This is a genomic window from Mycobacterium sp. E796 (assembly GCF_001672815.1).
Lineage (GTDB): Bacteria > Actinomycetota > Actinomycetes > Mycobacteriales > Mycobacteriaceae > Mycobacterium.
Genome location: NZ_LZKK01000198.1, coordinates 12,421 through 29,826 on the forward strand (window position 1 = coordinate 12,421; position 17,406 = coordinate 29,826).

A 17,406-nucleotide genomic window follows, 5' to 3' on the forward strand; every position below is an offset into this window, starting at 1 on the left:
CCCTTACTCATCGTCGTCATCGTCGCTCAAGGCCGCGTTGACCAGCGCGTCGAGATCCATGTCGGCGATGTCCTTTTCGCTCGTCGCCGCGGGGGCCGACGGACCGCTGCCGTCGGCCTCGTTCGCCAACGCGAGCAGCAGCTCCAGCACCCCCGCCTGGCGCAGGCGCTTGACCGGAATGGACCCGACGACCCGTTGGATCTCGGCCTCCCCGGGCGCGGCGGCCGGGGCGCTTTGCTCCGCCGTGCCGACGAGTTCGCGGTAGATGTAGCCGGCCAGCGCGGCGGAGTTCGGGTAGTCGAAGATCAGCGTCGGCGAGAGCCCCAGCCCGGTGGCCGATTTGAGGCGGTTGCGCATCTCGACGGCGGTCAGCGAGTCGAAGCCCAACTCCTGGAACGCCCTATCCGGATCGATGGACTCGGGGCTGGAGTTGCCCAGCACCGTGGCGATGTTGGAGCGGACCAAGTCCAGCACCACCGCCTGCTGTTCGTCGTCGGGCAGCCCCTCGAGGCGCTGCAGCAGAGCCGATTTCGACTTCGCCGCGGCCAGCGAGTCGTCGACCTGACGCCGGCTGGGCGCGTTGATCAAATCGACGAACATGGGCGGCAGCGTGCCGTTGTCGAACTTGACGCGCAGCGCCGCGAGGTCGATGTGGGCCGGCAACATGAACGGCTCGTCGACGATCAGCGCGGTGTCCATCAATTGCAGCGCCTCGTCGGAGGACATCGCGACAATGCCGTCCCGGCCGAACCGGGCCCGGTCGGCGGCGCCCAGGGCGCCGGTCATGGCGCTGGCCTGGTCCCACAGGCCCCATGCCAGCGATATCGCCGGCAACCCGAGGTTGCGCCGGTGCACCGCCAGCCCGTCCAGGAACGAGTTGGCCGCCGCGTAGTTGGCCTGGCCCGACGCACCGGCGAGCCCGGCCATCGACGAGAACAGCACAAAGGCGGAGACGTCGAGCTCGCGGGTGAGCTCGTGCAGGTTCCATGCCGCGTCGACCTTGGCGCGCAACACCGCGTCGATGCGCTCCGGGGTCAGCGACGAGATCACCGCGTCGTCGAGCACCCCGGCCGCGTGAATCACACCGGACAGCGGTCGCTGCACCGGGATATCGGCCAGCACCTTGGCGACGGCCTCGCGGTCCGCCGCGTCGCAGGCGACCACCTGTACCTGGGCCCCGGCCGCGGACAGCTCGGTCATCAGCTCCGCCGCGCCCGGCGCATCCAGGCCCCGCCGACTCATCAGCACCAGGTGCCGCGCGCCGTGGCGGGCCACGACGTGACGTGCCAACGCCGAACCCGCCATGCCGGTCGCGCCGGTGATCAGGACCGTACCGGCCACCCAGGCGTCGGGCATGGTCATCACGACCTTGCCGACGTGGCGGGCCTGGCTCAGGTACCGCAGTGCCGCGGGCGCCCGCCGCACGTCAAACCTGGTGACCGGCAACGGTTGCAGCACGTCGTCGCCGAACAGCGCCGCCAACTCGTCGAGCATCTCCTGGATACGCTCGGGTCCGGCCTCGAAGAGGTCGAAGGCTCGGTAGCGCACACCCGGGTGCTCGCGTGCGACGACTTCTGGGTCGCGGATGTCGGTCTTGCCCATTTCCAGGAACACGCCGCCCGGGGCGACCAACCGCAGGGAGGCGTCGACGAAATCGCCGGACAGCGAGTCGAGCACTAGGTCGACGCCGCGGCCGCCGGTGATCGTGCGGAACTTCTCCTCGAAATCGAGGCTGCGGGAGTCGGCGATGTGGTCATCGTCAAAGCCCATGGCCCGCAACGTGTCCCACTTGACTCGGCTCGCCGTCGCGAACACCTCGAGGCCGAGGTGGCGGGCCAGCTGCACGGCGGCCATGCCCACCCCGCCGGCGGCCGCGTGCACGAGCACCCGCTGACCGGGTTTGGCACCCGCCAGGTCCACCAGCGCGTAGCGCGCGGTGGCGAACACCACCGAGGTAGTCGCGGCCGCCGTGTGTGACCAGCCGGCCGGCACCTTGACCAGCAGCCGCTGGTCGGTGATGGCGATGGTCCCGGTCCCGTCCGGGAACAGGCCCATGACGCGGTCGCCAACGGCGAAACGACCACTGCCCGGCGCGGTTTCGACCACGACGCCGGCGGCCTCGATGCCCATCACCGCGTCCGGGTCGGGGTAGAGGCCGAGCGCGATCATCACGTCGCGGAAGTTGGCGGCGATGGCCGACAGGGCGACCCGGACCTGGCCCGGGCCGAGCGGCGCGTCCGCGTCGGGGATCCGCTCCAGCCGCAGGTTCTCGATGGTGCCGTAACTGCTCATGCCCAAGCGCCACGGGCCGTCGTCGGGCGGCACCAACAGGCCGCCGACGGCGCGGCTGCCGTGCACCCGCGCGGTGTGGACCGTCCCGTTACGCAGCAACACCTGCGGCTCGGCCGGCGCCAAAACGGCCGCGACCGCGTCGGAATCCAGCGGCACATCGGTGTCGACGAGCACGATGCGGCCGGGGTGCTCCGTCTGCGCCGAGCGAACCAGGCCCCACACCGCCGCGCCCGCCAGATCGGTGACGTCCTCCCCCGGCAACGCCATGGCGCCGCGGGTCGACACCACCAGCGTTCCCGCCCCGTCGCGGGCCAGCCACGACTGCAGCACCGGCAACACCGCGCGCGTCGCCGCGTGTACCTCGGTGACGACGTCCCCGCCCACCGGTGCCGATTCGAAAAGCACCGCCGAGGTGTCCTCGAATTCCCTTGCACCCCAGGCGCACACCTCGACCGGCTGCACCGCGGACAGCGGCTGGGCGGACCAGACGACCTCGAAGAGCCGGTCGGGTCCCGAACTCGACACCGCGGCCAGCAGCTGCCGATCGGTCACCGGCCGGGCCACCATCGACGCCACCGAGAGCACCGGCAGCCCCAAGCCGTCGGCCAATTCGATCGACACCGCCGACTCCCCCACCGGCACGATCCGCGCCCGTACCGCCGCCGCGCCCGCCGCGTGCAGGGACACCCGCTGCCACGAGAACGGCACCAGCATCGACCCTTCGGGGAGCTCGCCGCTGTCCGACGCCAGGATCACCGCATGCAACGCCGCGTCGAGAATCGCGGGGTGGACACCGAATCCGGCCACCGACAGCCCGGCGTCCTCGGGCAGCGCGACTTCGGCGAACACCTCGTCGCCGCGGCGCCACATGGACGTCAGGCCGCGGAACGCGGGCCCGTAGCCGTATCCTCGCTCGGCCAGCCGCTCGTACCCGTCGCCGATATCCACCGGCACCGCGCCCACCGGCGGCCACGTCGACAGATCCGCGTCCGGTTGCACGGACCCCGCGCGCAGCACGCCCTCGGCATGCAACGACCAGCCGGACCCCGACTCGCCGCGCGAAAAGACCGACACCGAGCGGGCACCCGAATCGTCGGCGCCCCCAACCACGACCTGAATCGCGACCGATCCACCCGCCGGCAACACCAGCGGCGCCGCCAGATTCAGCTCGTCGACGACGCCGCAGCCCACCTCGTCGCCGGCCCGGATCGCCAACTCGACGAATCCCGCGCCGGGGAACAGCACGACGCCACCGACGGCGTGATCGCTCAGCCAGCCTTGCACGCTCGGCGACAACCGACCGGTCAGCACGACGCCGCCCGACGCCGGCAGCTCCACCACCGCGCCCAGCAGGGCGTGCTCGCCGGCGGCCAGCCCCAGCCCGGCCGCGTCCGCCGGAGTGCCGTCGCCGGCGAGCCAAAAGCGCCGCCGTTCAAAGGCATACGTGGGCAGCTCGACGAAGTTGGCCGCGCCGAGCGTGCCGCGCCAGTTCACGTCCATGCCAGCGACGAAGCCCTGCGCGACGGCGTTGATCAGCGACGCCGGCTCCGGGCGGTCCTTGCGCAAGGCCGACGCGGTGGTCACGACGGCATCCGGCAGCGACTCCTCGATCGACGCCGTCAGCCCGCCGCTCGGCCCGACTTCGAGGAAGCGGGTGGCGCCGGCGGAGTGCGCGGACCGGACGCTGTCGGCGAATCGCACTGCCTCGCGGACGTGCCGCTTCCAGTACGCCACCGATCCGAAGTCGTCGCCGGCCAGTTGCCCGGTCAGGTTCGACACGACCGGGATGGTGGGCTTGCCGACGACGAGCCCACCCGCGACGGTTCCGAATTCGTCGATCATCGGATCCATCAGCGGGGAATGGAACGCGTGGGAGACGGCGAGTCGGTGGACGCGGCGGCCGTCGGCGCGGAGCAGGTCGGCGACCGCGGTCACCGCGTCGTCGGGGCCGGAAATCACCACGGAGGCCGGCCCGTTGACCGCCGCGACGCCCACGCCGGCCGTCAGCAGTGGCCGCACCTCGTCCTCGGTGGCCTGCACGGCGATCATCGCCCCGCCGGCCGGCAGCGCCTGCATGAACCGGCCCCGGGCGGCGACCAGTACCGCCGCGTTCTGTAGCGACAGGACACCGGCGACGTGTGCGGCGGTGATCTCGCCGACCGAGTGGCCCATCACGAAATCGGGCCGCACACCCCAGGATTCGAGCAGCCGGAACAGGGCGACTTCCACGGCGAACAGGGCCGGCTGCGCGAATTCGGTGGTGTTCAGCAGGCTTTCGTCCTGGCCCCACATGACGTCGCGCAGGGGCCGCAGCAGGTGCTGGTCCAATTCGCCCAGCACGGCGTGGAGCGCCTCGGCGAACACCGGGTACGCGGCGTGCAACTCCCTTCCCATGCCGAGCGTTTGGGAGCCCTGGCCCGGGAAGACGAAGACGGTCTTGCCGCCGGACGTTGCCACACCACTTATCACCGAGCCGGCCAGCTCGTCGCGGGCCAACTCGTCCAGCCCGGCCAGCAGGCCGGCGCGGTCCCCGCCGACGACGACGGCCCGATGCTCGAAGTTCGAGCGGCCCGCCAGCGACCACCCCACATCCGCGACGTCGAGTTCGGCGTGGGTGCGAAGGTGCGTCGCCAGCCGGGTGGCCTGCGAGGTCAGGGCCGTCGCCGATTTCGCCGACACCACCCACGGCACCACCGGCAGCTCGGTGCGCTGCACGACGCGCTCCGACCCGGCGGGCGCGGCTTCGATGATCACGTGGGCGTTGGTGCCGCTGATGCCGAACGAGGACACCCCGGCGCGCAGGGTCTTGCCGTGTGCGGGCCAGGGCCGGGCTTCGGTCAGCAACGACACGGCTCCCAGCGACCAATCCACATGGGGGCTGGGCTCGTCGACGTGCAACGTGGCCGGCAACATCTCGTGGCGCATCGCCAGCACCATCTTGATCACACCGGCGACGCCGGCCGCGGCCTGCGTGTGACCCATGTTCGACTTGATCGACCCCAGCCATAGCGGTTCGGCCCGGTCGCGTCCATAGGTGGCCAACAACGCTTGGGCCTCAATGGGATCGCCCAACATCGTTCCGGTGCCGTGGCCTTCGACCGCGTCGACGTCGGCCGCGGACAGCCCGGCGTTGGCCAGCGCGGCCCGCACGACCCGCTGCTGCGAGGGACCGTTGGGCGCGGTCAAGCCGTTCGAGGCGCCGTCCTGGTTGATCGCCGAACCCCGAACCACCGCCAGCACGCGGTGCCCGAGGCGCTCGGCGTCGGACAGGCGCTCCACCACGAGCATGCCGCCGCCCTCGGAGAATCCGGTGCCATCGGCCGCGCCGGCGTAGGCCTTGCACCGGCCGTCGGCGGACAGCCCGCGCATGCGGCTGAACTCGACGAAGATGTCCGGGGTGGCGTTGACCGTGACGCCCCCGGCCAGCGCCAGATCGGACTCACCTGAGCGCAGCGACTGCACCGCCATGTGCAAGGCCACCAACGACGACGAGCACGCCGTGTCCACCGACACCGCGGGGCCCTCCAGGCCCAGCGCATACGAAATGCGGCCCGACGCCACACTGGACGACTGCCCGGTCAGCCGGAAGCCCTCGGCGGCCGGCGCCGCGCCGATTCCGTAGCCCTGCGTGTACACCCCGGCGAACACGCCGGTGGCGCTGCCGCGCAACCCGCCGGGCTCGATTCCCGCGCGCTCCAACGCTTCCCAGGACAGCTCGAGGAACAGCCGCTGCTGCGGGTCCATGGCCAGCGCCTCGCTCGGCGTGATGCCGAAGAAGGCGGGGTCAAAACCGGCGACATCGTCGACGAAGCCCCCCGTGCGGGTGTAGCAGGTGCCCGGAACGTCGGGGTCCGGGTTGTACAGCCCGTCCAGGTTCCAACCGCGATCGGTCGGGAATTCCGAGAGCACGTCGCGACCGTCGGTCAGCATGTCCCACAGGTCCTCGGGGGAATTCACCCCACCGGGGTAGCGGCACGACATGCCGACAATGACGATCGGGTCGTCGTCGGTGGCGCGGACGACCGGGGCGTGCCTGGCCTCTTGCGGCGCTCCGGCGAGCTCGGTGCGCATGTAGCTGGCCAGGCCGTTGGGCGTCGGGTAGTCGAAGATCAGTGTGGGCGAAAGGGCCAGTCCCGTAGCGGTTTTGAGTCGGTTGCGCATTTCGACCGCGGTCAGCGAGTCAAAGCCCAGCTCCTGGAACGCCTTGTCCGGGTCGATCGCCTCGGCGGTGGTGTTGCCCAGCACGGTAGCGATGTGCGAGCGCACCAGGTCCAGCAGCACCGCTTGCTGCTCGGCCTCGGGCAGCCCCTGCAGGCGATGCGCCAGCGCCGATTTCGATTTCGCGGCAGCCAGCGAGTCGTCGACCCGGCGGCGAGCCGGTGCGTTGACGAGGTCGCTGAACATCGGCGGTACCGCGAGGGCGTGGGCGCGCAGCGCACCGAGATCGATGCGGGCGGGCGCCATGAACGGTTCGTCGACGATCAGCGCGGTGTCGAACAACTCCATCGCCTCGGCCGAGGGCAGGGCCAGGATCCCGTCGCGGCCCAGCCGGGCGAGGTCGGCCTCGTCGAGCCCACCGGTCATCGCGCTGGCCTGATCCCACAGCCCCCACGCCAGCGATATCGCCGGCAGCCCGTGTGCCCGCCGATGCGCGGCCAGTCCGTCCAGGAACGAGTTGGCCGCCGCGTAGTTGCCCTGGCCCGACGAACCCACCAGCCCGGCCATCGAGGAGAACATCACGAACGCCGACGGATCGAGGTCGCGGGTCAATTCGTGCAAGTTCCACGCCGCATCGACCTTGGCCCGCAACACCGCATCGACGCGCTCGGCCGTCAGCGAGGTGACCATCGCGTCGTCGAGCACGCCGGCCGCATGAATGACGGCCGAAAGCGTTGGCACGGTGGCGATCACCGCCGCCAGCGCGGCCCGGTCGGCGGCATCGCACGCGACCGCCGCGACCCGGGCGCCCGCGGCCTCCAGCTCGGCGACCAGTTCGGCCGCTCCCGGGGCGTCCGGTCCGCGGCGGCTCAGCAGCGCCAGGTCCCGGACGCCGTGGTGCGCCACCAGATGGCGGGCCAGCGTGGCACCCGCCATGCCGGTGCCGCCGGTGATCAGCACGGTGCCATCGCCGAGTCCAGAAGGCATCGTCATGACGACCTTGCCGACGTGGCGGGCCTGGCTCAGGTAGCGCAGGGCGGTGCGCGCGCGCCGCACGTCAAACGTCGTGACCGGCAACGGCTTCAGCACGCCGGCGTCGAAGAGCCCGGCGAGTTCCAGCATCCACTGATGCATTCGGGGGCGGCCCGGTTCGAAGAGGTCGAAGGCGCGGTAGCGCACGCCCGGATATTCCTGAGCGACCGCGCCGGGGTCGCGGATGTCGGTCTTGCCCATTTCGAGGAACATGCCACCGGGGGCGACCAATCGCAGTGAGGCGTCGACGAATTCGCCGGCCAGCGAGTCCAGCACGATATCCATACCGGCCCCGCCGGTGACCGCCCGGAACTTCTCCTCGAATTCCAGGCTGCGGGAGTCCGCGATGTGGTCGTCGTCAAAGCCCATGGCCCGCAGGGTTTCCCACTTGCCGCGGCTGGCGGTGCCGAACACCTCCAGGCCCAGATGCCGGGCCAGCTGGACGGCGGCCATCCCGACCCCGCCGGCCGCGGCGTGCACCAACACCCGCTGGCCCGGTTTGGCATCGGCCAAGTGGATGAACGCCATGTAGGCGGTGGTGAAAACGGCGGAGATGGCGGCGGCTTCGGGGTAGGACCAGTCCTCGGGCTTGTGCACCAGCAGGCGGACGTCGCCGGCGACCAGCGTGCCGCTGCCGTCCGGGAAGAATCCGTACACCGAATCGCCGACCGCGAACTCGGTGACCCCGGGCCCGACTTCGACCACCACGCCAGCGCCTTCACCGCCGAGCAGGGCGTCGTGGGTGAACATGCCCAGGGTGATCATGACGTCGCGGAAGTTCGCGGCGATCGCGCGCAGGGCAACCCGCACCTGCCCCGGCTGCAGCGGCGCCTCGGCGTCGGGCACCGGCTCCAGGCGCAGGTTTTCGAACGTGCCCGCGCTGCTGATGCCCAGCCGCCACGGGCCGTCGGCCGGAGGGACCAGGAGACCGTCGACCGCGCGGCTGCCCTGCACCCGCGGGCGGTAATGCACTCCGCCGCGCACCAACACCTGCGGCTCGCCGAGCGCCAGAACGGCGGCGATCGCCCGATCATCCAGCGGCGCATCGGTATCCACGAGCACGATCCGGCCGGGGTGCTCGGTCTGCGCCGACCGTGCCAGGCCCCACACCGCGGCGCCGGCCAAGTCGGTAACGTCCTCCCCCGGCAATGCCATCGCGCCGCGGGTGGCCACCACCAACACGCCGGAGTCATGCTCGGTCAACCACGACTGCACGGCGGCCAGCGCCTGGTGCGTGCGCTCGTGGGTGTGCGTGATCGGATCATGCTCGGCGGCAAGGGATTCGAACAACTGGTACGACGGCGTATCCCCGGCCGGTGCGGCCGCCGTCGCCGGCGACCAGTTCACCTCGAAGAGCCGGTCCGGGCCCGCGCCGGACACCGCCGCGCGCAGCTGCTGCTCGCTGACCGGCCGGGTCGCCATCGCCCGCACCGACAGCACCGGCAACCCGAGACCGTCGGCGAGCTCGATGGAAACCGCCTTAGAAACCGCCTTAGAAACCGCCTGTGACGCCGACGTACCGGCCGGCGCGATGCGCGCGCGCACCGCCGACGCGCCCGCGGCATGCAGCGACACACCCTCCCAGGAGAACGGCAACACGACTTCGTCTGTCCCGCCGGCGATTTGATGGGCCACCACCAGCGCGTGCATCGCCGCGTCCAGCAACGCCGGGTGCACACCGAACCCGTTGACGCCGCCGGCGGCGTCCGGCAGCCGCACCTCGGCGAACACCTCGTCGCCGCGGACCCACGCCGCGGTCAGGCCCTGGAACGCGGGGCCGTAGCCGTAACCGCGCGCCGCCAACCGTTCGTAGCCCTCGGCCGGGTCGGCCGCGACCGCCCCCGCCGGCGGCCACACCGACAGGTCCGCCGTCGGCTCGACCGACTCCTTGCTGAGCGTGCCCTCGGCGTGGCACACCCAGCCGGAGCCGGCGTCGTGGCGCGAGAAAATCGACACGCTGCGCCGACCGCCCTCGCCCTCGGCTCCCACCACAACTTGCACGGCAACCGAGCCCGAGCCGGATTCCTTGGCGGGCAACATCAATGGCGCCTGCAGCGTCAGTTCGTCGACCGTCGAGCAACCGACTTCGTCACCGGCGCGGATCGCCAACTCCACGAACCCCGCGCCGGGAAACACGGCCACACCGGACACCGCGTGATCGGCCAGCCAGCCCTGCAGGCCGGGCGACAACCGGCCCGTCAGCAGCACGCCGCCGGAAGACGGCAGCTCGACCACCGCGCTCAGCAGCGGGTGCTCGCTGGTTCCCAGACCCAAACCCGTGGCGTCGGCCGCGACGCCCTCCCCGGACAGCCAAAACCGGCGCCGGTCAAAGGCGTAGGTCGGCAGCGCCACGAAGGCCGCCCCGTCCAACGCGCCGCGCCAGTCGACGCTCACTCCCGCGACGAACGCGGTGGCGGCCGACGTCAGGAATCGCTCGAGGCCGCCGTCGTCGCGGCCCAGCGTGGGCACGACGATCGCCTCACTGATTTGCGGGCTGTCGCCCGCTAAGCAGCTGTTGGCGGTGTCTTCGATCCCGGCGATCAACGCGGGGTGCGGGCTGGATTCGATGAAGGTTCGGAATCCGTGCTCGCACGCGCTGCGCACCGCCTGGTCGAACTGGACGGTCTGCCGGATATTCCGATACCAGTAGTCGGCGTCCAATCCCGCAGTGTCCAACCGGCTTCCGGTCACCGTCGAGAAAAACGCCGTGCGCGAGGACCGCGGCTCGATGCCGGCCAACACCTCGGCGAGCTCGCTTCGGATCGCCTCGACCTCGACCGAATGCGACGCATAGTCGACGTCAATCCGCCGGGTGCGCAGCTCCAGGTCGGCGCAGAACCCGACGAGTTCGTCCAGCGCGGCCCCGTCGCCGGAGACCACGACGGCCGATCGGCCGTTGACTGCGGCGATGCTGACGCGATTTCCATAGGGCGCCAACAGTTCCCGCGCCCGCTCGGTGCTGCACGCGATGGACAGCATGCCGCCGGGGCCGGCCAGTGACCTCAGCAGCTTGCTGCGCAACGTGACCACCCGGGCGGCGTCGGCCAGCGACAGCGCGCCGGCGACGTAGGCCGCGGCGATCTCGCCCTGCGAGTGCCCGATCACCGCGTCGGGACAGACGCCGACCGACTTCCACAGCTCCGCCAGCGACACCATCACCGCAAACAGCACCGGCTGCACGACGTCCACCCGGTCCAGGCCCGGCGCGTCGGGCGCGCCGCGCAGAACGTCGGTCAGCGACCAGTCGACGAACTCGGCGAAGGCCTCCTCACACGCCTGGATCTGTTGTGCGAATACCGGTGCGGTGTCCAGCAATTCGACGCCCATGCCCACCCATTGGGAGCCCTGGCCGGGGAAGACGAAGACGGTCTTGCCCGCGGCAGCGGCGGTGCCGTGGACAACGGAAACCGGCGTCTCGACGTCGGAGCGGGCCAGCGCGTCCAGCCCGGCCAGCAACCCGTCCCGGTCAGCGCCCACGATGACGGCGCGGTGCTCGAACGTCGAGCGGCCGGCCAGCGACCAGCCCACGTCGGCATCGTCGAGATCCGGATACGCGTCGAGATGCCCGGCCAATCGAGCGGCCTGCAGTTGCAACGCCTTTGCGGACTTCGCCGAAATCACCCAGGGCACCGCGGCCGGTGCCGGGCGGGCCTCTCGGGGCTCGTCGGCGGGCACCGCCTCGATGATCACGTGCGCGTTGGTGCCGCTGATCCCGAACGACGACACGCCCGCTCGGCGCGCGCGGCTCGCCGGCCAGGGCTGGTTCTCGGTGAGCAGCGACACCGCGCCCGCGGACCAATCCACGTGCGGGCTGGGCACATCGACGTGCAGCGTCGCGGGCAGCGTCTCGTGGCGCATCGCCTGCACCATCTTGATCACCCCGGCGACCCCGGCGCCGGCCTGCGTGTGACCCATGTTCGACTTGATCGATCCCAGCCATAGCGGGGCGTCGCGGTCTTGGCCGTACGTGGCCAGCAACGCCTGCGCCTCGATCGGATCACCCAGCGTGGTCCCGGTGCCGTGACCCTCGACGACGTCCACGTCGGCGGCCGAAAGCCCGGCATTGGCCAGGGCGGCGCGCACCACCCGCTGCTGCGACGGCCCGTTGGGCGCGGTCAGCCCGTTCGACGCCCCGTCCTGATTGACGGCCGAACCGCGCACCACCGCCAAAACCGGATGCCCGAGCCGTCGCGCATCCGACAACCGCTCGACGACCAGCATGGCCCCGCCCTCGGACCAGCCGACGCCGTCGGCGGCGCCCGCGTAGGCCTTGCAGCGGCCGTCCGGCGCCAGGCCGCGGTGCCGGCTGAACTCGACGAAGACCGTGGGCGTCGCGTTGACGGTCGCGCCGCCGGCCAGGGCCAGGTCGCATTCGCCCGTTCGCAGCGACTGCACGGCCATGTGCAGGGCCACCAACGACGACGAGCACGCCGTGTCCACCGACACCGCCGGACCCTCCAGCCCGAGCACATACGACACCCGGCCCGAGGCCACGCTGGAGGTCATGCCGGTCAGCCGGTAGCCCTCGATCTCCTCGGCCAACATGCCGTAGCCCTGAACGATGAGCCCGGCGAAGACGCCGGTGGCGCTGCCGCGCAGCCCACTGGGATCGATCCCAGCCCGCTCCAACGCCTCCCACGACAACTCCAACAACATCCGATGCTGGGGGTCCATCGCCAGCGCCTCGCTGGGCGCGATGCCGAAGAACGCGGCGTCAAAATCCGCGACACCGTCGACGAAGCCGCCGGTTCGCGCGTAGGTCTTGTGACGCGCGTCGGGATCGGGGTCGAACAACGCCGCCACGTCCCAGCCGCGATCGGTGGGAAAGTCGGTGATCACGTCGCGACCGTCCGCGACCATGCGCCACAGGTCCTCCGGGGTCTCGACCCCGCCCGGGAAGCGGCACGACATCCCGACGATGGCGATCGGCTCACTCGACCGCTCCAGCAACGCACGGTTGGTGCGCTTCAGGCGTTCCACCTGGACCAGCGCCTTGCGCAGCGCTTCGGTCGCATGCTGGAGTTGATCCATCACTAACCTCGCCTAACCCTCACCTGGCGGGTGGGCCGTCTGGTAACCGCCGCATGCGGCGTGTGCCGAGCGCCCCCGCCGAGTCACAGAAGTTGCTGCACGAATCGGTCTCGTGGATTTTTCGACCAGCCGACAACCTTCGTGCTGCTCTCCGACCCAAGAATGTCGCTCGTGAGTATGGCCAACTCCGGCAGGATTTCAAAACGTCCGATACTCCCGGCTACTAAAGGAGGAACGGCGTCGACCTCCAAACCCGAGTAAAAACGGCGCGCCGCCCATGGCGCGACTGTACTCGGCAAACCATCCGTGGCGGTCAAAGCCCAGTTAGACGCCCGCCCGGCGCCAACCGTCGGCGGCCCGGGCGGCCCGAATCAGCACGTCACACAGCTCCCGCAGCTCGGCCGTGGCGGCCCCCTCGTCGAGCGCCGTGGCGACGTCCTCCGCCGCGCATCGCACCTGGTAAACACGATCCGAGAGGTCGGCGGCGTCCTCGGCGGACAGCACCACCGCGTCGGGGGGGACAGCCCCCGCATCACCCCGATTCAAAGAGGCCCGTTGCTCGTACGCGCGTTGCCGGCACGACTGCCGGCAGTACTGGCGGCGACGACCCATCCCGGCGTCGGTCACGTCACGACCGCACCACCGGCAGGGGTGGGGGCGGGCGCGGCGGGTCACGCCTGCCGACTTTAGTCGGCCTTAGTCGGCCATCGCCGGCAATCCCGTATCATTGAGGGTCGCGTCGCGTACGCCGCGTGTCGGCCTGGGAACTACGCGGGCCGTCGTAACGTTTGCTAAACGGAAATTGCACCACAGCCCAGGATCTATAAGGAGTAGCAGCCATGGCCGATCGCGTCCTGAGAGGCAGCCGCCTTGGAGCCGTGAGCTACGAGACCGACCGCAACCACGACCTCGCGCCGCGTCAGATCGCGCGGTACCGCACCGAGAACGGCGAGGAGTTCGAGGTTCCGTTCGCCGACGACGCCGACATCCCCGGCACCTGGCTGTGCCGCAACGGCATGGAGGGCACCCTCATCGAGGGCGACCTGCCCGAGCCGAAGAAGGTCAAGCCGCCGCGCACGCACTGGGACATGCTGCTGGAGCGCCGCTCGGTCGAAGAGCTGGAAGAGCTGCTCAAGGAGCGACTCGAGCTCATCCGGTCGCGCCGCCGCGGCTAACCGCGGTTGTCGGCGCGGATCGCGCGGGGACGCGTCGTTCGGCCCTCGATTCCCCACCGGGTGACCTTGACCAGCGCCTCGCGGATGTTCGATCCGCTCATCTTGGAGACGCCGAGTTCGCGCTCGGTGAAGGTGATCGGCACTTCGGCGATGACGAACCCGTTGCAGACCGTGCGCCAGGTCAAGTCGATCTGGAAGCAGTAGCCCTTGGAGTCCACGCCGTCCAGGCCGATCGTCTCGAGGACTTCCCGGCGGTAGGCGCGGTAGCCGGCGGTGATGTCATGCACGCCGATGCCGAGGGCCACCCGGGCGTAGGTGTTCGCCGTCCAGGACAGCGCCCAGCGTCGCCACGGCCAGTTCCGCACCGCTCCGCCCTCGACGTAGCGCGAGCCGATCGCCAGATCGGCGCCGGCGTCGACCGCGTCCAGCAGCAGGTGCAGCTGTTCGGGCGCGTGGCTGCCGTCGGCGTCCATCTCGACGAGCACCGAGTAGTCCCGGCTCAGACCCCAGGCGAAACCCGCCAGGTAGGCCGCGCCCAGGCCGTCCTTGGCGGTGCGGTGCATCACATGGACGCGTTCGGGGTCGGCCGCCGCGAGATCGTCGGCGAGCTGCCCGGTGCCGTCGGGGCTGTTGTCATCGACGATCAGCAGGTGCACATTCGGGCACGCCGTCTTCAACCGCCGATGGATCACCGGAAGGTTCTCCCGCTCGTTGAACGTCGGGATGATCACCAGGACGCGCTCGCTGGGACGGTTGCCCGGAACCCGGGGCGCCGGCTGGCCGGTGGTCATGTAGCTCCTTTGTCTCGCCCGAAATCAGGTAGGCCGCCGTCCTCGAGCGGATTGTCGTCATCGCCCGCGTCCGGCGCAGTGCCTTGCGCTCTCTCCGCGTCGCCCTCGTCGGGCGGGGGTCCGCCCGCGGGCGTAGCGGCGTCTTCCGATTCACCGCGAGGCCTGGACCTCCGAAGAATCGGACGCGCGAACCATCCATTGTGCCGTATCCCGACCAGAATGACCGCTCCGGCCGCGATGACCAAAACCCACTGCACTATCGGGCCCCACCGGGTCGCCGGCGTCAGCTTCGTCTTGAGGCGCACCTGTATGTCCAGGTAGGCGGGCACGAAGAAGTCGGTGCGGACCAGCTCGGCACCGTCCGGGGCGATCACCGCACTGATCCCCGTGGTCCCGGCGACCACGACGTAGCGGTCGTGCTCCACCGCCCGGACCTTGGCGAAGGCGAGCTGCTGTTCGCTCATCGTCTTGTTGAAGGTCGCGTTGTTGGCGGGCACCGCCAACAGCTGGGCGCCGTTCAGCACCGCCTTGCGCGGGGCTCGGTCAAAGATGACTTCCCAGCACGTGGACACCCCGACCGGCACCCCGGCGATGTGCACGACGCCGTTGCTACGGCCGGGCACCATGTGTCCGGCCCGGTCGGCGTAGCCGGAGAGGTGCTTGAACAGCCACGGCATCGGCAGGTACTCGCCGAACGGCTGCACGATCTCCTTGTCGTGGCGGTCGGCCGGCCCGCTGACCGGGTTCCACACGATCACCGTGTTGGTGTACTGCGCGTTGTCCGGGGTGCGACCGGGCAGGTCGAGCACCGTGCCGACCAGTATCGGCGCGCCGATCGCCGCGACGGCCCGCGCGACCTGCTCGTCGGCGTCGGGGTTGGCCAGGGGGTCGATGTCCGACGAATCCTCCGGCCAGATCACGAACTGTGGTTGCGGGGCCAGGCCGGCGCGCACGTCCTCGGCAAGCTGCTGGGTCTCGCGGACGTGGTTGTCCAGCACCGCTCGGCGTTGGGCGTTGAAGTCCAAACCCAGCCGGGGCACGTTGCCCTGCACCACGGCGACCGTGACCGAGGGTTCGCCGCCCGCTCCAGCGCCGGCGTGCCGCACCTGCGGCCAGATGATGACGGCGGCGAACAACACCAGGCAGATGCAGACACCCGGCAGCACGACGGCCGGCGGCGGCGCGGGCTCTCTCGCGGCGGCTGCGCCGTCCGGGTGGCCGGTTTTCCACCACTTGACGATCTCCAGCGCGATCGCGGTCGCGCTGAATCCCACCAGCACGACCGCCAGGGACAGCAGCGCGACCCCGCCGAGCTGAACCAGCGGCAGCAACGGGCCCTGCGCTTGACCGAACGCGACCGCGCCCCAGGGAAAGCCGCCGAACGGGAAGATCGACTTCAGCCACTCCTGGGCCGTCCACACCAGCGCGAACCAGATCGGCCAGCCCGGCAGCCGTCGCACGATGACCGCGCACAGGCCGAACAGCGCGGGAAACAGCGCGCAGACGGCCGCCAGCACCAGCCACGGCACGGCGCCCACCAACGTGCTGATCCACGGCAACAGCGGCACATAGAAGGCCAGCCCGAACAGGAACCCGTAACCGAGACCGCCCGCCGGTGTCGTGGCCGGATGCCACAGCACCCAGGCCAGCAGCGCGGCGGCGACGACGGCCGCCCACCACCAGTTCACGGCGGGGAAGCTGGCGAACAGCAGCAAGCCCCCCACGATGGCGAGCGCCAGCCGCGCCAGGCGGGGTCGCAGCGCGGCCCACACGCCGGGGAGCTTTGCGATCACCGCCGCGCTAAGCCCCGCCGCCCTGCCCTTTCGGCTGGCCGTGCCGGCAGCGTCGGGCGATTCCGGTTCGGGTTCGGGTTCGTCGGTCGTGGCCGGTTCGATCTCCGCGGCGTCCTCATCCCGCTCCGATTCGGCCTCGTCGCTGATCGGGTCCTGGTCGGGCGGCTGGTGGCCGTCGAACCACTCCCTAGCCATGGATGACAGCGCCTCGATGCACGGTCCGGCGGCAACGCGGCAGCGCGTCGGTGGGGCCGAGGCGCGGCAACGCCGGCACCCGGGAGCGGGGATCGGTAGACCAGCGCTGGACTGCGGCGCGGGGCGCGTGGGCGTCGAGGGCCCCGGCGTCCCACACGGCGTAGGACGCGGGCGCACCGGGCACGAGCGTTCCCGCCAGCCCGTCGCGCGCGCCGCTCGCCCGCCAACCGCCGCGGGTGGCGGCCGCGAACGCGGCCCGCGCCGACACCGCGCTGCCCGGGGTGCGGTGATTGATCGCAGCCCGCACGCTGGCCCACGGGTCGATGCCCGTGACGGGGGCGTCGGAACCGAGCGCGAGGGGCACGCCTTGGGATGCTAACAGCGCAAGGGGGTTGAGTCGGCTGCCTCGTTCGGCGCCCAGCCGGCGGGCGTACATGCCGTCGGCGCCGCCCCACAGCGCGTCGAATTTGGGCTGCACGCTGGCGATGACGCCCCATGCGCCGAGTTTGGCGGCCTGCTCGGCGGTGACCATCTCCACGTGCTCGAGGCGGTGCCCGCAGCGGGCGACGGCGGCCACCCCGAAGTCGGCGACGACTCGTTCCAACGCCCCGACCGCCGCCGAGACGGCGGCATCGCCGATGACGTGGAAGCCGGCCGTCACCCCCGCCTCGGTGCACGCCCGCAGATGGGCTTCGATGGCCTCGGGGTCCAGGTAGCAGGTGCCGTGGCGGTCCGGGGCGTCGGTGTAGGGCTCGTGCAGCCAGGCGGTGACCACGGCGGCCGAGGCGCGGGCGCTGACCGACGAGACCGGCGCCCGCGGCCTGGCCGGCGACCTGTTCGTCGACGGCGCACTGGGGTCGCGCACCGCCTGGCTGCACGAGCCCTACACCGACGCCCCGGACCGCCACGGCACCTGCTACCTGGACCCCGAGGCCATCG

At 71.1% G+C, this 17,406-nt stretch carries 3 protein-coding genes and 2 pseudogenes; 1 reads left to right on the top strand and 4 read right to left on the bottom strand.

Annotation, left to right across the window (positions count from 1 at the left end):
* Positions 1 to 3 precede the first annotated feature (3 nt).
* Positions 4 to 12,516, bottom strand: coding sequence for a type I polyketide synthase (locus A5706_RS14985; protein ID WP_068131947.1), 12,513 nt, complete (start codon positions 12,514 to 12,516; stop codon positions 4 to 6).
* A 321-nt stretch (positions 12,517 to 12,837) separates the two neighbouring features.
* Positions 12,838 to 13,188 carry a hypothetical protein gene (locus A5706_RS14990; protein ID WP_082964393.1) on the bottom strand — a complete coding sequence of 117 codons (351 nt, stop codon included), beginning with the start codon at positions 13,186 to 13,188 and terminating at the stop codon, positions 12,838 to 12,840.
* A 164-nt stretch (positions 13,189 to 13,352) separates the two neighbouring features.
* Between A5706_RS14990 and rbpA the strand changes: the two genes are divergently transcribed.
* Positions 13,353 to 13,688, top strand: a complete 336-nt coding sequence (gene rbpA, locus A5706_RS14995) for an RNA polymerase-binding protein RbpA (RefSeq protein WP_067015244.1) — start codon at positions 13,353 to 13,355, stop codon at positions 13,686 to 13,688.
* On the opposite strand, the pseudogene lnt reads toward rbpA, so the two are convergent.
* Both lnt and A5706_RS15010 read right to left on the bottom strand, forming a co-directional pair.
* Positions 13,685 to 16,467 (bottom strand): annotated as a pseudogene (lnt, locus tag A5706_RS15005) (apolipoprotein N-acyltransferase). The gene rbpA and the pseudogene lnt overlap by 4 nt on opposite strands.
* A pseudogene (locus A5706_RS15010) lies at positions 16,460 to 17,299 on the bottom strand (amidohydrolase family protein); the annotation flags it as partial. The pseudogenes lnt and A5706_RS15010, both read right to left, overlap by 8 nt.
* Positions 17,300 to 17,406: the final 107 nt, after the last annotated feature.